Below are 17,642 nucleotides of genomic sequence, written 5' to 3'. Positions count from 1 at the left end.
AGGAAGGCGGCGACGAGAGCCTGCTCGCGCGGGCCCACGAGATCCTCAGCACCGTACCCGGGGCACCGGCCACGGAGCGGCTGGCCAACCTGTTGATCGGCGCCCGGATCCGGTACGCCAGCGGCGATCTCACCTCGACCGCCGCCGTGTTGCAGGAGGTCGCCAACGCCCGCGCCGACCGCGGTCGCCAGCGGCACAGCCTGCTCGCGGCCCGCGCACTGGCCCAAGCCAGTGGCAACGTGGCCGTCGAAGGTGGGGTGACCGGCCGCCTGGCCGAGCTGACCGACGACCCGACCGAGCGGAGCCGGTTGCGCGACGAAGGCGTACGGGCCGCCCAGCGCGGCGCGCCGCTCAACGTGATCGTCGGTACCAGGCTGTCCAACCTGCTGGATCCGGACAACGGCGGGACGCTGCTGGAGGAGTTGGGCGCGGTCCGCAAGCGGCTACAGGCCGACGGCGTCACGCTGCCGACCGTGCACACCACCGACGAGATCGACCTCCCGCAGTTCGCCTGGCAGATCCTGATCTGGGGCGAGTTGGTCGAAGAGGGGTCGCTCGACCAGTACTCCAGGCGGCCCTGGCGGGACAGCGCGCAAGCGGAGCAGCGCGCCCTCGCCGGACGCGAACTCGCGACTCTCGTCGGCGAAGCCGCGCAACGGCATCGGGAGAGGTTCCAAACGCCGGCCGAGGCGCCGCAACGCCCGTTGACCGAACAGGAACGGCAACTGGTCGAGGCCGACCTGGCCGACGATGACCTGTAGCCGGCCCGTGTCGACCGCGGCGGCTCCGGCTGGCCGATCTGATCGAAACCGGGCGCAGGTCACAGACCTGCGCAGGGGACAGCGCCGCATCCATGTGGATGCGGCGCGGTCTTCTTGCGATCGGCTAGCTGATCTTCTTGCGGTAGATCGCTGTCGCGGCGGCGTAGGCGGCCACGAGCATGCCGGCGCACCAGGCGAGGGCGATCCAGATGTCGTTGCCGACGGGTTGCTGCGCGAACAGCGCGCGGAGAGTATTCACGATGGACGTCACCGGCTGGTTCTCGGCGAACCACGCGACCGGGCCGGGCATCGAGTCGGTGGGGACGAACGCCGAGCTGATGAAGGGCAGAAAGATCAGCGGGTAGCTGAAGGCGCTCGCGCCGTCGATGGTCTTGGCGGACAGGCCCGCTATCACGGCGATCCAGGTGAGGGCGAGGGTGAACAGGATCAGGATGCCGGCGACGGCGAGCCAGTCGGCTACGGATGCGCCGGTGCGGAACCCCATGATCAGCGCGACGCCTGTGACGATCACGATCGAGGCCAGGTTGGCGACGAGTGAGGTCAGGACATGCGCCCAGAGCACGGAGGGTCGTGGGATCGGCATCGACTGGAAGCGCTCGAAGATGCCGCCCTGCATGTCGAGGAACAGGCGGTACGCCGTGTAGGCGATGCCGGATGCGATCGTGATGAGCAGGATGCCCGGGAGCATGTAGTTGATGTACGACTCGTCGGATCCGGTGTTGATGGCTCCGCCTAGCACGTACACGAAGAGCAGCATCAGCGCGACCGGGGTGACCGCTGTGGTGATGATGGTGTCCGGGCTGCGGATGATGTGACGCAGGGAGCGGCCGGTGAGGGTTCCGGTGTCGCTGAGGACGTGGGCGGTCATCGGGATTCCTCTCCTGCGAACATGGCTGCCTTGTCGGCGGTGTCACTGGTGTCGCCAACGAGGGCGAGGAAGACGTCCTCGAGGGTCGGCTGCTTCTCGACGTACTCGACCTTGGCGGACGGGAGGAGTTGCTTCAGCTCGGCGAGAGTGCCGTTCTGGATGATCTTGCCTTTGTGCAGGATCGCGATCCGGTCGGCTAGTTGCTCAGCCTCGTCGAGGTACTGGGTGGTCAGCAGGATTGTCGTGCCATCCTTGGCGAGCTGCTTCACCGTCTGCCAGACCTCGATGCGGGCCTGCGGGTCGAGGCCAGTGGTCGGCTCGTCGAGGAATACGACCGGCGGGTTGCCGACAAGACTCATCGCGATGTCCAGCCGCCGGCGCATGCCGCCCGAGTACGTCGCCGCCCGGCGGTTCCCGGCATCAGTGAGCGAGAAACGGGCGAGCATGTCATCGGCGATCGCACCCGGGTTCTTCAGGTGGCGGAGCTTCGCGACCAGAACCAGATTCTCCCGGCCGGTGAGCACTTCGTCGACTGCGGCGAACTGGCCGGTCAGGCTGATCGACTTGCGTACGTCGCCCGGGGCCGAGGCGATGTCGAAGCCGTGGACGGTCGCGGTGCCGGTGTTCGCCTTCAGCAACGTCGACAGGATCCGCACCAGCGTGGTCTTTCCGGCGCCGTTCGAGCCGAGCAGAGCGAAGATGCTCCCGGCTGCCACGTCGAAGTCGACGCCCCGCAGCACGTGCAGGTCCTGGTAGGACTTCGTGATGGCCCGCACCCTGATTGCGGGTTCGCGCATCTTGGTGGTCATGCGCTCTTCTCCTCGCCGTTGTCGCCGGCGTCGATCGCCTTCCGGAGGCGCTCGCGTTCCTTGTCTATCCACTGCTTGCCGGAGTACGCCTGCACGAACGTCTCGGCGAACTCGACGGGGTCGTCGCCGACGATTGCGCGGACCGGCGTTCCGTCGGCGACCGCACGCTCCCAGAGGTCGACGAAGTCGCCGAGCATCGTGATGAGCGTTTCGCCGTCGAGGATGCCTCCGTGGTACATGAAGTACCGCTGAAGAGCCTTGGCCGCGCTGCGATAGGGCTCCGGCAGGGCCTCGACTCGGGCCATGTGCTGCTTGTACTGCTTCTTCTGCTCAAGCGACCCGACGAGCGTCTCGATCCACTTCGCAGCCATGCTCATGCTCCTTCGTCGTGCTTGTTGTCGTTGTGGTGGAGTTGCTCGATGCGTTCCACGAGGACGCTCCACGTCCTCCAGAACTCGGCGAGTTGGTCTCGCCCCTTCGCGTTGAGCGAATACACCTTCCGCGGGGGCCCTTTTTCGGAGGGAACCTTCGCCACGTCCACGAACCCGCGCTGCTCGACGCGGACGAGCAGCGCGTAGATGGTGCCTTCCGCGATGTCCGAGAATCCGCGGTCGCGCAGCCAGGCGGTGATCTCGTAGCCGTATGCGGATCTGCGGGAAAGAATCGCCAGGACGATGCCCTCGAGAGTGCCCTTCAGCATCTCTGTCATCTGGTTGCCCATGCCATCATCCCCTCGCTACTCAACGACGCTGACTACCAGTAGACGGTAACACTAGGTACCGGTAGATAGCAACGCTGAATACCGTGGGACTTCAGAACGGGCCACTCGGCGCCGGAGTCCACATCGCGCTGATCAGGTTGCGCTTCGACGGCTGGGTGGACGAGGTGATCAACAGTGCCGGAACGATCGCGGGTGGTCCGGGCGCGTGGATCCTGATCGCCACGAGCTGTTCCTCGAACTCGGCCCCTCAGGCCGCCACGACCCTGGGCCTCTCGCGTGACCGCCGGCTACAACTCGACGGGCTGTTGGTGGGGCGGGCGGGACTCGAACCCGCGACCGAGGGATTATGAGTCCCCTGCTCTAACCGGCTGAGCTACCGCCCCGGCACCGGGCCGGATCTTATCCCGTCCGGTCGATCACCGGCCAGCGTCGACGGCCTTCCTCACCGGCGTCGCCCTCGTGTCAGCAGCACGATGGGCAACGCGAGGATAACAGTGAGCAGCCAGCCGACCGCGACCACACCCCACATCCAGGTCTCGCCGTCGAGCTCGGGGTCGACGAACATGCCGATGGCGAGCAGCAGGCTGAACCCGCCGACGGTGAGGGTGGCGAGGCCGCTGAGCACCATCAGCAGCACCTCCCACCAGGCACGCTTGGGCCGGGCGAGGTACTCGCGGATCTCGCGTACGGCGCGTGGCTGCGGGATGGTCTCCGGGTCGCGGGGCGGCATCGCGACCCGCCGGTCGGCCGGCACTCCAGCGTCGATCACGTTCATCGCCGCGGGGTGCACGTCGAACAGGGTCGGCTCGATGTGCAGCACGATGGCGTCGGGGGCGATCAGTTGCCGCGCCCCGTCCGGCCAGGCGAGCATCACGGCGCACTCGGCGTACGTGACGGTGAGCTGTCCCCCGCCGCCGAGGTAGCTCACCCCTTCCGGGCCGATGAGCAGCCGGCCGTCGTCGTCCCGGGAGTAATGGGTGGTGCCGGCGGCGACCGTCTCCGAGGAGGTGGGGGCGGGGGTGAAGCCGGCCCAGTCGGCGCGGCTGCCGTCCGGCACCATCAGCAGCGCCGAGGCGCACACCTCCTGGGCCACCTCGTGCAGCTCGGCGAGGGTGACCGCCTTCAGCTCGGCGCGATGCTCGTCGAGGCCGAGGTTGCGCTGGCCGGTGAGCAGGTTGACCGCGTAGTCCGGCAGTCGGGCGGCGTCGACCTCGGCGGTGGCCAGCATCTCGACCCGCTTGGCGACCGCGGCGTCGAGATCGCTCTGCTCGATCCGGCCGACCCGGAGCTTGGCCAGCACGTCGATGAAGCCGCCGAGCACCGCGTCCTGCTTTTCGGCGAGTGCGTCGGCGATGGCCCGCAGGGTGACCTGGCCGTCGCCGCGCGGCTCGTACCCGGTGGTCGTGGTGTATGAGAGGCCGGCGTCCTGGCGCAACGCGCGGAACAGCTCGCGCTCCAGCACGTCGGCGAAGACGCCGACGGCGGCCCGTCGCCGCACCACCGCGTCGAGCACCACCGCCCGGGAGCCCTCGACGAAGTACGCCGGGGTGGTGGGCAACGCCGACGAGGCGGCCGGTACGGGCTGCCGGGTGCCGGTGGGCAGGGTCAGCCGTAGCCCTTCGGGCACCCGGTCGCCGGCGATCCAGAGCACCGCGTTCTCCCGGGTGAACCAGCGCGCGGCCCACTCGCGCAGGTCCTCGGCGGTGAGCCGGGCGAGCCCCCATTCGGGGTAGCTGCTCAGCCCGAAGTCGCGCGCGCCGTACCGCCACAGCGCGATGTCGTCGCTGGCCGCGCCGCCCTGGCTGCTCCACTCGGTGCGCAGGATGTCCTTCTCCACCTCCAGGCGAGCGGTGGGCAGGTCGGTGAGGTTGGCGCAGACGGCGGTGAGGAAGGTGGCGATGTCCTGCTCGGAGCCCTGCATGTGGAAGGTGGTGAAGATCGGCGCGGTGGCGCCGTTGAAGTGGTAGTCGGCGGTGCCCAGTGGGGCCAGGGCGAGGTGTTCGAGCAGGTGGGTGATGCCATGCCGGGCGAGGGTCTCGTCGGCGGTGCCGACCCGGAAGGTCAGCCCGGCGCGCATCGGCCCGCCGGTGGGGGCGAGCAGCGTCGGCACCCCGTCGGTCTCCAGCTGCTGGATCATGGCCGGCCTCCCTTCGCGTACGCCTTGTCGCGGAACCGCTGGAACTCCTTCGGCCCGTCGCCGAGGTAGTCGAACAGCCAGTCGTCGCCGAGGTTGCCGAGCGCCGCGAACTGCTGCGCCGCCGGAGTCCACTCGTGCATCAGGCAGAACGCCAGGGCGAAGACGCTGCGCACCGACACCCAACCCCAGCCGTGGCGGAAGTCGGGATGCCAGATCGAGCGCTGCGCCGCGTCGTAGATCTGGCCGCGCACCTGCGGGAGGCGCAGGAACTCGCCCGCGGCGGGCACGTTTCCGTGATCGAGGGCCTGTTCCAGGTACCCCTCCACGACGAGTACCGCGTTGGGTGCGCCGGGCGGAGCCGCCTCTGCGCACTCGCGGGCGAACGCGTGGGTCTTCTCCCAGGTGCCACTCCACTTGGGGCAGAACTGCTGTAGCAGCTGCGTCTGCGCCGGCAGGTGGTGGGGCTCGTGGGCGGCGAGCCGGTCGTAGCGGCGGCGGGCCTCGGCCTGACCGACCTCCAGCCCGCGGGCGCTGGTGACCCGCTGCGTCCAGGCCGCCACCTCCTCGGGGTGGCGGGCGGTGACGTCGATGAGCACCTGCTCGGCCCGGCGCAGGTGATCGAAGAACTGGGCGAACTGCTCCCGACTGACGTACTGGGCCCGCAGACCCGACCGGATCCGCCAGCCGGCGTGGATCAGGTGTGCCCCGAGCATCGTCCCGGCCAGCGGGTCCTCGGGTTGTTCGGCGTACACCCGCTGGAGGAAGTCCCCGACCTCCGGGCCGTCGCCGACGTGGTCGACCAGGAATGTCCGGCCGTGCGGGTCCTGCGCGTCGACGAGCGCGCGCAGGGCCGGCCAGTCGCCGGCGGCCAGCGCCGCGCGGGCGGTGCTGACCTGGGCGTACGCCGCTGCGGCGGCGAAGTCCGGCGGCGGGAGGGGTGCGGGCATGGCGAGGATGATAGGTGATCATCTTCGCCGCCGGGATCCCGATTTCGCACCTGATCGCGCTGCCCGCGCCGGACGTCGACGCAGCTGTGGGGCAACGGCGAACGCCCACCGGCTTGCCGGTGGGCGTCATGATGAAGAGAGCTCCCCCGTTTGGACTCGAACCAAAAACCTGCCGGTTAACAGCCGGCTGCTCTGCCAATTGAGCTACGGGGGACCGCATCATCGCCCGGTGGGATCTCTCCGCGCCGTGCGACGGGCACAAGAGTACAGGACTCCGGGGGGTCTTGGTCCAGGGGGTTACCCACCCCGGCACGGGTCTCGGCAATCGGATTCCGCGGACAAATCGCCATCGCGGCACAAGGAGGTATGAGCGGAGAGCAGGATGGGTAGTTAGCTGCCGACGACAGGACGCAGGCGCGAACTGGTCGGTCCCGCCCACGGAGGCCCGCTGGGCGGTACGACGGCGCGTCAGGTACGAGAGGAGCCGCCATGCGCGGAAAGATCATGTTCCTTGGCGGGCTGGCTGCAGGGTTCGTCCTGGGCGCCCGAGCCGGCCGGGAGAAGTACGAAGAGCTGGTGGTCCGGGGCCGCAAGGTGCTCGACCACCCGACCGTCCAGGAGGCGGCCGGGGTCGCGCAGGCCCAGGCGAGCCGGCTCTACCACGAGGGCAAGGACAAGCTCGGCCACTCCAAACTGGGCGAGCGGCTGGGCCAGAACGGCAAGCACGGGCTCACCCCCGCCGACGATGCCTTCGCCGGCACGCCGGCCACGGCCGGTGCGAAGTCCACTTCGTCGAGCGCGCCGACCAGTTCGACGTCGGCCACCCCCCGCAGCAAGCCGTCAAGTTCCGGCACGAACGGCAGCACGCTCTAGCCAGACCCGACGGGCCCGGCCGCCAGCTTGGCGGCCGGGCCCGTCGCTGTCCGCGCACGTCACGGGGAGAACAGTCCGACCGCGAGGGGACTTTCTCCGATTTTGAGCAAAAGTCGAGCGGGTTCATCAAGAACTTCTGCCGTCAACCCCTTTTCTTTGATGTCGGTCACAAATATCGTCCTCCTTAGACCTGGCCAGGCTCGTAGGTATCCCCCCACCACCTCGGCGTCACACCGCTGCCGAGGCGGACCTGACCGATCAAGTGAGGTTCGATGCGTAGATCCATAGGCCGAAGGGCCCTCACCTACCTGAGTCTTCTCACCCTCGTCGGCGCGACGCTGGTCGCGACCGAACCGCAGCAGGCGGCCCCGGTGCAGGCCGCGCCCGTGTCGGGCGAGCCGGCGCCGAACAGCAACGGCATCCAGTACAAGGTGCTCGTCTTCACCCGGTCGGCGGACGGCACGCACCCCGCCACCGCCGCCGGCGTCGACGCGATCAAGCAACTCGGCCAGGACCGGCGGTTCTCGGTGCACGTCACCGACGACGCCCGCAAGTTCGACGAACCGCACCTGAAGCAGTTCCGCGCGGTGGTGTTCCTGAACACCTCCGGCAACGTGCTGAACGACGCCCAGCGCGCGGCGTTCGAGCAGTACTACCGCGACGGCGGCGGCTTCGTCGCCGTGCACTCGGCGATCGAGGCGGAGCCGGGCTGGACCTTCCTCGACAACCTCCTCGGCACCCGCGCCGTCGGCTCGGCCACGGCGACCGGCGAGGCCACGGTGACCGTGGCCGACCGGGTGCACCCGGCCTCGGCCACGCTGCCCGAGCGGTGGAAGACGACCGACCGGTGGTACAACTTCGCGGCCAACGTACGGGGCGTCTCGCACGTCCTGGCCACAGTGGACGAGAAGTCGTACAGCGGCGGCACCATGGGCTTCGACCACCCGATCACCTGGTGCAAGGACTACCAGGGCGGCCGCTCGTTTTACACCGGACTCGGTGCCACCCCGCAGAGCTTCCGTAGTGCCGACCTGCGGGCCCACCTCGGCGGGGCGATCCAGTGGGCGTCCGGCACCACGGACGGCGACTGCGGCGCGACGGTGCTGGCCAACTACCAGATGACCGTCATCGGCGCGCAGCCCAACGTCAACGAGCCGATCGGCTTCGACGTGCTGCCCGACGGGCGGGTCATCCAGACCGACCGTCGCGGCGGGGTCCGGCTGCACGACCCGGACGGCAACCGGACGACCGTGCTGGCCCAGATCCCGGTCTACACGCACAGCGAGGACGGGATGTACGGCCCGGCGATCGACAAGGACTTCGCCACCAACAAGTGGGTCTACCTGTTCTACGCCCCACCGCTGAACACCCCCACTGGCGGCGCGCCGACCACCAGCACCAACCCGGCCGCATGGGACCAGTGGAAGGGCTACTTCCAGCTCTCCCGCTACAAGTTCATCGACGGCGAGAACCCCTCGCTCGATGTGGACAGCGAGCAGAAGATCATGCAGGTGCCGGTGGACCGGGGCGCCTGCTGCCACGTGGCCGGCGACATCGCCTTCGACTCGGAGAACAACCTCTGGCTGGTCACCGGGGACGACACCCCGGCCGGCGGCGGTGGCTCCGGCGGCTTCTCCCCGCACAACGACTCGGTGAGCGCCACCGGCGTCTACCAGGCACCGTTCGTGGACGCCCGACGCAGCTCCGCCAACACCAATGACCTGCGCGGCAAGATCCTGCGGATCAACGTGCAGTCGGACGGCAGCTACACCATCCCCGAGGGGAACCTGTTCCCCGAGGCGGACTACCCGGGTGACAAGACCCGCCCGGAGATCTACGCGATGGGCTTCCGGAACCCGTTCCGGATCACTCTGGACAAGGACGACGTCGCCTACATCACCGACTACTCCCCCGACTCCTCGACCGCCGCGGTCGGCCGAGGGCCGGCGGGCACCGGGCGGATGATGGTGGTCGACAAGCCGTCGAACTACGGCTGGCCGATGTGCGTGCAGCCGAACCTGCCGTACTTCGAGATGAACTGGACCACCAGCCCGATCTCGCCGATCGCGCCGTTCGACTGCGCGGCGCCGAAGAACACCTCCCGGCACAACACCGGCCTGGTCGACCTGCCAGCGGTGGAGAAGTCGGAGCTCTGGTACTCGTTCCAGGCCCCGACCCCGTGTCCGGAGTCCTACCTGTCCACCCCGACCCAGACCTGCCCGGTGCTCTTCCCCGAACTCGGCACCGGTGGTGTGGGTCCGCACGGCGCGGCGAAGTACGACTACGACCCGGAGCTGAGGTCGGAGACGAAGTTCCCCGCGTACTACGACGGCTCGATCTTCTTCGGCGAGTTCACTCGGGACTACCTCCGGGAGGTCCGGCTCGACTCGCAGGGTGAGATCCTGAAGATCAATGACCTGTTGAGCTGTGGGGGTGGCCCGGTCACACCGGCCCGGCCGTTCCTCTGCGACAACCCGATGGACATGATGTGGGGCCCGGACGGCAACTTCTACCTGTTGACGTACGGGGACGGGTTCTTCAACATCAACCCGGATGCGGCGATGGTGAAGTTCAGCTACGTGAAGGGCCTGCGGGCGCCGACCGCGGTGCTGAACGCGACCCCGACCAACGGGCACGCGCCGCTGACGGTGGCGTTCTCCAGCGAAGGGTCGCGAGACCCGGACCCGGCGGACTCCATCTCGTTCGCCTGGGACTTCGACGGCAACGGCACCATCGACTCCGTCGACCCGAACCCGACGCACACGTACACCGCCAACGGGGTCTACACCGCGCGACTGACGGTGACCGACTCCAGCGGCAAGACCGCGTCGGCGAACACCACCATCACGGTGGGCAACACGGCACCGACGATCAAGGTGAACGTTCCGATCGAGGGCGGCTTCTTCAGCTGGGGCGACGACATCCCCTGGTCGGTGACGGTCACCGACCCGGAGGACGGCCAGATCGACTGCAGCCGGGTCGAGGTGACCTTCGTGCTCGGTCACGACGACCACGGGCACGGTGAGGCGAACCAGTTCGGCTGCTCCGGCGTACTGCCCACGCTGGCCGACGACGCCTCACACGGCGGCTACATCTACGGCGTGATCAGCGCCGAGTACACCGACAACGGAGCCAACGGTGTGCCCGCCCTGACCACGATCGAGCAACAGATCATCCAGGACAAGCTGCAACAGCCGGAGTTCGCCCGGGACCAGTCCGGGACCACCGTGGGCAACAGCGCCGACACCGGCGGCGGGCAGCAGCGCGGCAGCCTCGACCCGGGCGACTGGATCGCGATCAACGGCACCATCGACCTGAAGAACATGCAGTCGGTCACCCTGCGTACCTCCGGTGGCAGTGCCGCCACCGCCGGGCAGCCGCGGTTCAACGTCGAGTTCCGGAAGGACTCGCCGACCGGACCACTGCTGACCACCGCCACGGTCAACGCGACCACCGGTAACAACGTCTTCACCAGCACCACCGCGCCGATCACCGACCCGGGCGGCGCGTTCCGGCTCTACCTCGTGTTCACCACCGTTCCGGGCGGTCCGGCCAGCGGATTCGGCAACCTCAACTGGGTCCAGTTCAACGGCCCGGGCATCGGCATCACCCCGTAACACCACCCGGCCGGGGCCGCTGCGGCGGCCCCGGCCACCCCACCGAAGTACCACCGAGAAAGGCAGCTGAAATGTGTGACAGTCAGCATGGAATGAGCCGCCGCCGGATCCTCGGCACCTTCGCCGGTGTCGCCGGCGCGGCGGCGGTCGGCGCGGCCAGTTTCGGCGCCCCGGCGGCAGCCAAGAACGGCGTGCTCGTGCCGCCCGGCAAGCGGGGCATCATCCTCTACAGCGTCCGGGACCGGATCTCCGCCGCCCCGGACACCAGCGGGGTCCCGTACGGCTTCGAGCGCGTGCTCGGCCGGCTCGCGGAGATCGGCTACAAGGAGGTCGAGTTCGCCGGCTACAGCCAGAGCACGGGCATCCTGGGTCGGCAGATCACCCCCGAGGAGATCCGCAAGGTCCTGGACGACAACGGTCTGCGCGCCAACGGCTCGCACGCCTCCATCCCCGGCACGGTCACCCCGGACACCATCGCTGCCTTCGAGCGGACGCTGGACACCGCCGAGATCCTGGGCATGCAGCACATCGGCACCGGCAGCGACCCGACCAACAGCAACTACAAGGCCGACTGGGACGCCGCTGCGGACCGGTGGAACCTCTTCGGCGAGATGGCTGCCGCCCGCGGGCTGAAGCTGTACACGCACAACCACGACGCCGCGTACAACTTCCTGCTCGACAGCGGGCCGCTGGACGCGCTGGGCCGGCCGACCCGTTCCTCGGGCATCCGGAAGCTCGAGTACTTCTTCGGAGCCACCGACCCGAACTACGTCTGGTTCGAGATGGACATCTACTGGGCGCACGTGGCCCAGCACCGTTGGCACACCTACACCGACCCGGACGGGAACCCGCAGACGAACATCTTCGACCCGCTGGCCACGGTGGCGACCCGGACCAAGCGGTTCCCGCTGTTCCACGCGAAGGACGGCCGGCGCAACCCGGCTCTCACCAACGGCTACGAGATGACGCCGCTCGGCGAGGGCGACATCGACTACGGCAACTTCTTCGCCAACATGGGCGCGAAGGGTTACCACAACCCGATGTGGGAGCAGGACACCGCGCCGGGCGGCACCGCCGACCCGGGCCGCTCGCTCCGGTTCGCCGAGGTGAGCTACCAGCACATGTCGAGTCTGCGGGGCTGACGGACTCGACAAAACGGTCGGGTCTGTGGGGCTGACCGACCCGACGTGACACCAGGGGCCGCATCCGTCACCGGATGCGGCCCCTGCTGGCCACAGGCCGGTAACACCGCCATGGAAGACTCGTCGACGGGAGGTGATGGTGATGACACTCATCCGTCCGGAGAACCCGCAGCAGGCACGGCTGGTCCGGCTGCTGCGTGACGACGGTCCCCGGTCACGGGTGGAGCTGGGCGACACCCTGGGGCTGTCCCGGTCGACGCTCACCACCGAGCTGGAGCGGCTCGTCGCGCGTGGTCTGGTCGAGACCGCCGGGCCGGCGGCCTCGCGCGGTGGGCGCCGGTCCTCGTTGCTGCGCCTCGCGGGTGGGGTGCGCTTCGGCGGCGTGGTCATCGCGGCGGACCGGATCACCGTGGCGATCACCGACGGTGAACTGAACGTGCTCGCCGAGACCGGCGAGCCGGCGGACGTACGCGGCGGGCCCGAACCGGTGATCGGCCGGGCCGTCGACCTGGTCGAGAAGCTCCGCGCCGAACTGGGCGTCACCGAACTCACCGGGGTCGGCGTCGCGCTGCCCGGGCCGGTCGACGGCGACACCTCGATCGCACCGGCCGTCCTGCCCGGCTGGCAGCGCTTCCCCGTCCGGGACGCGTTCGCCACCGAGCTTGGCTGCCCGGCGCTGGTCGACAACGACGCGAACGTGCTCGCCCTCGGCGAGCAGCACGCCGGGATCGGCCGTACCTTCGACGACTTCCTCTACCTCAAGCTCGGCACCGCGATCGGCTGCGGCCTGGTCCTCGGCGGCACGCTCTACCGTGGCGCGACCAGCAGCGCGGGCGACATCGCGCACCTGCCGCTGGGCGAGGACGGGCCGGCCTGCGTCTGCGGCGAGGTCGGCTGCCTGGAGGCGTACGCCGGCGACGCCGGGCTGGTCCGCGCGGCGCTGGCGGCGGCTCGCTCGGGCCGCTCCGCCGCGCTGGCCAGCCGGCTGACCGCGGCGGGCACGCTCACCGTGCCAGACGTCGCCGCGGCCGCGACCGCCGGCGACGCGGCCGCGCAGTCGCTGGTACGCGACGCCGCCCGCCGCCTCGGTCAGGTGCTCGTCGGCCTGATCAGCTTCTTCAACCCGGGCATCGTGGTGATCGGCGGTGCGCCGGACGGGCTCGGGCACGTCCTGCTCTCCGAGATCCGCGGTGTGGTCTACCGCCGGTCGGCTCCGCAGGCCACCGGCACCATGCCGGTCGTCCTCTCCGACCTGGCGGACCGGGCCGGGCTGGTGGGCGCGGCCCGGTTGGCCAGCGAGCACGTCTTCGCCACCGACTGATCCGAGCGGCTCTCGGCGCAGCCGGCGCAACGCGACAAGGGGCGGGCCCGGGGCCGGCGCGGCGGCCGGCGCCCGGGTCTTCGCCGGCTCAGTCCTTGCTGCTGAACGCCGCGTCGAAGGCGGCGGTCGGGGCGTCGAAGGCGAGCCGGCGGACGAACTGGAGCGCCTCCGGGGCACCGACCAGCCGGTCCATTCCGGCGTCCTCCCACTCGATCGAGATCGGCCCGTCGTAGCCGATCGCGTTCAGCGCCCGGAAGCAGTCCTCCCAGGGCACGTCGCCGTGCCCGGTGGAGACGAAGTCCCAACCCCGCCGCATGTCCGCCCAGGGCAGGTGCGAGGCGAGCCGGCCACGCCGGCCGTCACCGGTCCGCACCTTGGCGTCCTTGCAGTCGACGTGGTAGATCCGGTCGGCGAAGTCGAAGATGAAGTTGACCGGGTCGAGTTCCTGCCAGACGAAGTGCGACGGGTCCCAGTTCAGCCCGAACGCGGGCCGGTGCCCGATCGCCTCCAGCGTCCGCTTCGTCGTCCAGTAGTCGTACGCGATCTCACTCGGGTGCACCTCGTGGGCGAACCGCACTCCGACCTCGTCGAAGACGTCGAGGATCGGGTTCCACCGGTCGGCGAAGTCCTGGTACCCGCGTTCGATCATCGACGGCGGCACCGGCGGGAACATCGCCAGGGTGTGCCAGATCGACGATCCGGTGAAGCCGACGACGGTGTTCACGCCGAGCTTCGCCGCCGCGCGGGCGGTGTCCTTGATCTCCTCGGCGGCGCGCTGGCGTACCCCTTCGGGCTCGCCGTCCCCCCAGAGCCGGGCGGGCAGGATGTCCTGGTGCCGCTCGTCGATCGGGTGGTCGCAGACCGCCTGGCCGACCAGGTGGTTGGAGATCGCGAAGACCTGGAGGTTGTGCTTGGCGAGCGTCTCCCGCTTCCGGTCGACGTACGACTCGTCGGCCAGGGCCTTGTCGACCTCGAAGTGGTCGCCCCAGCAGGCGATCTCCAGGCCGTCGTAGCCCCACTCGGCGGCGAGCCGGCACACCTCGTCGAACGGAAGGTCGGCCCACTGGCCGGTGAACAGCGTGATCGGTCGCGCCATCAGTCCTTTTCCCCTGTCGTGATGGGGATTCCGTACCTGCGTGGCCGGGGCGAGGGATGACCGGATGCGGGCGGCCCCGACGGTGCACCGGTGGGCGCGGTCGCGCCTGGGGCCGACGGGTTGCGCCTCCCGTCGACTCACCGGCCACCTCGCGGTCGCCGCCTTCACTCTAGGCGGGCGGCGCGCGGTTAAAAAGGGCCCCTTGTAAGCACCGCCCGGCGAGGGCCGGCGGGCGCGCCGCCCGGCCGGCCGACGGGTGTCCGGAGTGGTGCGGGCGGGCCGGACGTCGGGCCGGACGGCGCCCCGGAGACCGGGCCGACCGGAGCGCCGGAGACCGGACCAGCCGGCATCCCGGGCACGGGACCGGTCGGGGGACCGGAGATCGGTTCGGCGGGCGGGCCCGGCCGAGACCGCCGGCCGGGCGCCCCGGCATCGGCCTGTGGCCAGCCGCCGGACGGGGTGTTCGGCGCGCCACCGTGATCGCGACGGCCGGCTACGGGCGGACCGGCTACGGGCGGACCGGCCACCGGCGGCGGGCCGGGATACGGCGGGGTCGCCGGCGGTCGCTCCCGGGGATCGGCGGCCGGCCGGGAACCGGCGGCGGGCCCGGGACCGGCGGCCGGCGGCGGGCCGGCGAGCGGCCGGGGAGCCGGGGAGCCGGGCCAGGGGCCGTCGACCGGCCGGGATCGGGGTGGTTCGGCCGCACTCCGGCGCAGCGGGGGTGCGGCGGGCGGGCCGGCAGCCGGATCCGACGCGGTGGGACGGCCCGGCGGCACCGGCACCCGGCCGCCAGTTGTCGTGGGCGGGACCGGTGCACCCGGCGGCACCGGCGCGGAGCGGCCGGCGGGGGCCGGGCCGGGCCGGCCGGGCGGTGCCTGTCCGAGGCGGTCCGGGCCGGGCGGCATCGCCGGGCCCGGCGGCATCGCGGGACCGGGCGGCATCGCGGGACCGGGCGGCATCGCGGGACCGGGCGGCATCGCGGGGCCCGGGCGGGCTGCGGGGGGCGCATCCGGTGCCAGCGCGACACCGTCGGGACCCAGCTCACCGCGTTGCTGCTTGGCCGATCGCAGGTCGTCGATCCAGCCGAAGTCCTCGCCAGCAGCCGGCTCCTCCGGGGCGGCCTCAGCCTTGCCCCGGCCCCAACGACGGCCCTTGGCGCGCCGTTCGTCCGGGCCGTCCTCCGGTCGCTCCGACGATTTCACTGTTGACCCTTCCCGTCGGCGCTACCGCCGACCTCATCCGCCGCGTCCGCGGCCGGCTGCCGGCTGCCGTCGACTGCGGACGGCGTCGGTGCCTCGGCCTGGCCGCCCGCCGACGACGCTTCCGCACGGGCGGGGACCGGCAGCCCACGGACGATCCGGCGCAGCAGCGGCAGCCGGGTGGCCACCGATCGCTCCGCGCCGTGCTGGCTCGGCCGGTAATAGTCGGTGCCGATCAGATCGTCCGGCACGTACTGCTGGACGACCACGCCCCGCTGGTCGTCGTGCGGGTAGCGGTACCCGGTGCCATGGCCGAGCCCCCGGGCGCCGGCGTAGTGCGCGTCGCGCAGGCCGCGGGGCACCGGGCCGCCCCGGCCGGCCCGCACGTCGGCGATAGCGGCGCCGATCGCGGTGGTGGCCGAGTTCGACTTGGGCGCGGTGGCCAGGTGGATCACCGCCTGCGCCAGGTTGAGTTGCGCTTCGGGCAGGCCGACGAACTCCACCGCGTGGGCGGCGGCGGTGGCCACGCCGAGGGCACTCGGATCGGCCATGCCGACGTCCTCGCTGGCGAAGATCACCAGCCGCCGGGCGATGAACCGCGCGTCCTCCCCGGCGACCAGCATCCGGGCTAGCCAGTGCAGCGCGGCGTCCACGTCCGAACCCCGCATGCTCTTGATGAAGGCGCTGGTCACGTCGTAGTGGGCGTCGCCCGCGCGGTCGTAGCGCACCGCCGCCGTGTCCACCGCCCGCTCGGCCGTGGCCAGGTCGATCTGCCCGCTGCCCAACGCGGTGGCCGAGCCGGCGGCGGCCTCCAACGCGGTGAGGGCCTTGCGGACGTCCCCGCCGGCCAGGCGGACGAGGTGGTCCTCGGCCTCCGGGGCGAGGGTGAGCGCCCCGGCCAGGCCACGCTCGTCGGTCATCGCGCGCCGCAGCAGGCCGCGGACCGCCGCGTCGTCGAGCGGGTGCAGGGTGAGCAGCACGCACCGGGACAGCAGCGGGGAGATGACCGAGAAGTACGGGTTCTCCGTGGTGGCCGCGAGCAGCGTGACGGTACGGTCCTCGACCGCGGCGAGCAGCGAATCCTGCTGGGTCTTGCTGAACCGGTGCACCTCGTCGATGAAGAGCACCGTCGGCGGGCCACCGGAGCGCCGCTGCCGCCGGGCGGTGTCGATCACCGCTCGGACGTCCTTCACCCCGGCGGTAAGCGCCGACATGGCGACGAAACGCCGGTCGGTGGCTCCGGCCACCAGGTGGGCGATGGTGGTCTTGCCGCTGCCCGGCGGTCCCCACAGGATGACCGACATCGGCGCGTTGCCGGCGACCAGCTGCCGCAGAGGCGCACCGGGGGTGAGCAGGTGTTCCTGGCCGACCAGTTCGTCCAGGTCGGCCGGGCGCATCCGGACGGGCAGCGGCGCGTCCGGCGCGACCGCGGTGAAGCCACCGACGCCACCGGAACCCGCCAGCGCACTGGGCGCTGCGGCGGGTTCACCGAGGGTGAAGAGGGCATCGGACTCCATCACGAGAACAGTACCGGGCTCGGTCGGCAACGCCGGAATCGCGCCGCCGACCGAAGCCGCGATGATCGTTCTCGGTCAGCCGCGACCCGGACGGCGTCCCCGGTACCAGCGGCCACCGCCCTGGCGGGGAAAGCCGGCCAGGTGGAGCGCGAGCAGCAGCAGGCCGATCAGCACCAGGGTGTTCCAGTTGAACAGGTCCGGCGCTCCGAGCCTGGTGTCCAGCAGGTCGAGCAGCAGGGCGAAGCCGAAAACCGCGGCGGCGGCGATGGCGAGCATGGCGTTCCTCCGGTGGGGGTTCCAGTAGGTCGGCGCGGGATGTACCCGATCGGTCGGCTCGCCAATCTCCACCGTGGATCTTCCGCCAGCCATCGCCGGCCCGGTCCCAGGCTCAGGGGACCCGGCTCTACCGGCGGCTCGGCTACACCGGCGCCTTCTCCGGCACCTCGGTCCGCCCCGGCTGACCGTCGGCGGCGCGGCCGGCCCGCCAGGCCGGCAGGTAGAGCGGCGCGGCCACGGCCAGCACCACCGCGCCCACCAGCATCGCGGTGCTCACCCCGGCCCGGTCGCCGATCAGTCCGAGCAGCACGCCGCCGAGGGCGGCGGCCGGCATGGC

15 protein-coding genes, 2 tRNA genes and 1 pseudogene are annotated in these 17,642 nt (G+C 70.8%); 5 read left to right on the top strand and 13 right to left on the bottom strand.

Annotated features, from left to right (window positions below):
* Positions 1 to 761 (top strand): FHIPEP family type III secretion protein (locus AB0M52_RS03710; RefSeq protein ID WP_363948429.1); only part of this gene is annotated, 761 nt, incomplete at its 5' end.
* Between the two features lie 124 nt (positions 762 to 885).
* Here the strand turns inward: AB0M52_RS03710 and AB0M52_RS03705 are convergent.
* The 9 genes from AB0M52_RS03705 to AB0M52_RS03665 form a co-directional block, all read right to left on the bottom strand.
* The gene (locus tag AB0M52_RS03705; protein ID WP_363948427.1) at positions 886 to 1,650 is read right to left on the bottom strand and encodes an ABC transporter permease; all 765 of its coding nucleotides are present in this window, start codon (positions 1,648 to 1,650) and stop codon (positions 886 to 888) included.
* Positions 1,647 to 2,459, bottom strand: coding sequence for an ATP-binding cassette domain-containing protein (locus tag AB0M52_RS03700; protein WP_363948425.1), 813 nt, complete (start codon positions 2,457 to 2,459; stop codon positions 1,647 to 1,649). The genes AB0M52_RS03705 and AB0M52_RS03700 overlap by 4 nt, the downstream gene beginning before the upstream one ends.
* The gene (locus AB0M52_RS03695; protein WP_363948423.1) at positions 2,456 to 2,830 is read right to left on the bottom strand and encodes a DUF1048 domain-containing protein; all 375 of its coding nucleotides are present in this window, start codon (positions 2,828 to 2,830) and stop codon (positions 2,456 to 2,458) included. The genes AB0M52_RS03700 and AB0M52_RS03695 overlap by 4 nt, the downstream gene beginning before the upstream one ends.
* Before the next feature lie 2 nt (positions 2,831 to 2,832).
* Positions 2,833 to 3,180: a PadR family transcriptional regulator gene (locus AB0M52_RS03690; protein WP_363948421.1), complete on the bottom strand. Its 348-nt coding sequence runs from the start codon at positions 3,178 to 3,180 to the stop codon at positions 2,833 to 2,835.
* 91 nt (positions 3,181 to 3,271) lie between these two features.
* Positions 3,272 to 3,403 (bottom strand): hypothetical protein, encoded by a 132-nt coding sequence (locus AB0M52_RS03685; protein ID WP_363948419.1) that lies wholly within the window; start codon positions 3,401 to 3,403, stop codon positions 3,272 to 3,274.
* Positions 3,404 to 3,486: 83 nt separating this feature from the next.
* A tRNA-Ile gene (locus AB0M52_RS03680) sits at positions 3,487 to 3,563 on the bottom strand.
* Positions 3,564 to 3,622: 59 nt separating this feature from the next.
* Positions 3,623 to 5,317 (bottom strand): insulinase family protein, encoded by a 1,695-nt coding sequence (locus AB0M52_RS03675; protein ID WP_363948417.1) that lies wholly within the window; start codon positions 5,315 to 5,317, stop codon positions 3,623 to 3,625.
* Positions 5,314 to 6,264 (bottom strand): hypothetical protein, encoded by a 951-nt coding sequence (locus tag AB0M52_RS03670; protein ID WP_363948414.1) that lies wholly within the window; start codon positions 6,262 to 6,264, stop codon positions 5,314 to 5,316. Before AB0M52_RS03670 ends, AB0M52_RS03675 begins: the two co-directional genes overlap by 4 nt.
* Before the next feature lie 141 nt (positions 6,265 to 6,405).
* Positions 6,406 to 6,478 (bottom strand) — tRNA-Asn (locus AB0M52_RS03665).
* Between the two features lie 275 nt (positions 6,479 to 6,753).
* On the opposite strand from AB0M52_RS03665, the gene AB0M52_RS03660 reads away from it, so the two are divergent.
* From AB0M52_RS03660 to AB0M52_RS03645, 4 genes are all read left to right on the top strand, one after another.
* Positions 6,754 to 7,137 carry a hypothetical protein gene (locus AB0M52_RS03660; protein ID WP_363948411.1) on the top strand — a complete coding sequence of 128 codons (384 nt, stop codon included), beginning with the start codon at positions 6,754 to 6,756 and terminating at the stop codon, positions 7,135 to 7,137.
* Between the two features lie 272 nt (positions 7,138 to 7,409).
* Positions 7,410 to 10,754, top strand: a complete 3,345-nt coding sequence (locus AB0M52_RS03655; protein ID WP_363948408.1) for a ThuA domain-containing protein — start codon at positions 7,410 to 7,412, stop codon at positions 10,752 to 10,754.
* Between the two features lie 92 nt (positions 10,755 to 10,846).
* Positions 10,847 to 11,896 (top strand): sugar phosphate isomerase/epimerase, encoded by a 1,050-nt coding sequence (locus tag AB0M52_RS03650; RefSeq protein WP_363948405.1) that lies wholly within the window; start codon positions 10,847 to 10,849, stop codon positions 11,894 to 11,896.
* Positions 11,897 to 12,038: 142 nt separating this feature from the next.
* On the top strand, positions 12,039 to 13,217 hold the full coding sequence (locus AB0M52_RS03645) for an ROK family transcriptional regulator (protein WP_363948402.1): 1,179 nt from the start codon (positions 12,039 to 12,041) through the stop codon (positions 13,215 to 13,217).
* Between the two features lie 88 nt (positions 13,218 to 13,305).
* On the opposite strand, the gene AB0M52_RS03640 is transcribed toward AB0M52_RS03645, so the two are convergent.
* The 4 genes and pseudogenes from AB0M52_RS03640 to AB0M52_RS03625 all read right to left on the bottom strand — a co-directional run.
* Positions 13,306 to 14,313, bottom strand: coding sequence for a sugar phosphate isomerase/epimerase family protein (locus AB0M52_RS03640; protein WP_363948399.1), 1,008 nt, complete (start codon positions 14,311 to 14,313; stop codon positions 13,306 to 13,308).
* Between the two features lie 1,198 nt (positions 14,314 to 15,511).
* Positions 15,512 to 17,029 (bottom strand): replication-associated recombination protein A, encoded by a 1,518-nt coding sequence (locus AB0M52_RS03635; RefSeq protein WP_363948397.1) that lies wholly within the window; start codon positions 17,027 to 17,029, stop codon positions 15,512 to 15,514.
* Positions 17,030 to 17,104: 75 nt separating this feature from the next.
* Positions 17,105 to 17,305 carry a hypothetical protein gene (locus tag AB0M52_RS03630; protein ID WP_363948434.1) on the bottom strand — a complete coding sequence of 67 codons (201 nt, stop codon included), beginning with the start codon at positions 17,303 to 17,305 and terminating at the stop codon, positions 17,105 to 17,107.
* A 142-nt stretch (positions 17,306 to 17,447) separates the two neighbouring features.
* Positions 17,448 to 17,642 (bottom strand): annotated as a pseudogene (locus AB0M52_RS03625) (MFS transporter); the annotation flags it as partial.

The sequence above is a fragment of the Micromonospora sp. NPDC051296 genome (assembly GCF_040682255.1).
Taxonomy (GTDB): Bacteria; Actinomycetota; Actinomycetes; order Mycobacteriales; family Micromonosporaceae; genus Micromonospora; species Micromonospora craterilacus.
The sequence above is the reverse complement of the archived record's forward strand: the minus strand, read 5'-3'. Positions and strand labels throughout refer to the sequence as shown.

Excerpts from the sequence above, each read along its gene's own strand:
- AB0M52_RS03705 (WP_363948427.1), bottom strand. The coding sequence starts at position 1,650 with ATGACCGCCCACGTCCTCAGCGACACCGGAACCCTCACCGGCCGCTCC.
- AB0M52_RS03700 (WP_363948425.1), bottom strand. The coding sequence starts at position 2,459 with ATGACCACCAAGATGCGCGAACCCGCAATCAGGGTGCGGGCCATCACG.
- AB0M52_RS03695 (WP_363948423.1), bottom strand. The coding sequence starts at position 2,830 with ATGGCTGCGAAGTGGATCGAGACGCTCGTCGGGTCGCTTGAGCAGAAG.
- AB0M52_RS03690 (WP_363948421.1), bottom strand. The coding sequence starts at position 3,180 with ATGGGCAACCAGATGACAGAGATGCTGAAGGGCACTCTCGAGGGCATC.
- AB0M52_RS03675 (WP_363948417.1), bottom strand. The coding sequence starts at position 5,317 with ATGATCCAGCAGCTGGAGACCGACGGGGTGCCGACGCTGCTCGCCCCC.
- AB0M52_RS03670 (WP_363948414.1), bottom strand. The coding sequence starts at position 6,264 with ATGCCCGCACCCCTCCCGCCGCCGGACTTCGCCGCCGCAGCGGCGTAC.
- AB0M52_RS03660 (WP_363948411.1), top strand. The coding sequence starts at position 6,754 with ATGCGCGGAAAGATCATGTTCCTTGGCGGGCTGGCTGCAGGGTTCGTC.
- AB0M52_RS03655 (WP_363948408.1), top strand. The coding sequence starts at position 7,410 with ATGCGTAGATCCATAGGCCGAAGGGCCCTCACCTACCTGAGTCTTCTC.
- AB0M52_RS03650 (WP_363948405.1), top strand. The coding sequence starts at position 10,847 with ATGAGCCGCCGCCGGATCCTCGGCACCTTCGCCGGTGTCGCCGGCGCG.
- AB0M52_RS03645 (WP_363948402.1), top strand. The coding sequence starts at position 12,039 with ATGACACTCATCCGTCCGGAGAACCCGCAGCAGGCACGGCTGGTCCGG.
- AB0M52_RS03640 (WP_363948399.1), bottom strand. The coding sequence starts at position 14,313 with ATGGCGCGACCGATCACGCTGTTCACCGGCCAGTGGGCCGACCTTCCG.
- AB0M52_RS03635 (WP_363948397.1), bottom strand. The coding sequence starts at position 17,029 with ATGGAGTCCGATGCCCTCTTCACCCTCGGTGAACCCGCCGCAGCGCCC.
- AB0M52_RS03630 (WP_363948434.1), bottom strand. The coding sequence starts at position 17,305 with ATGCTCGCCATCGCCGCCGCCGCGGTTTTCGGCTTCGCCCTGCTGCTC.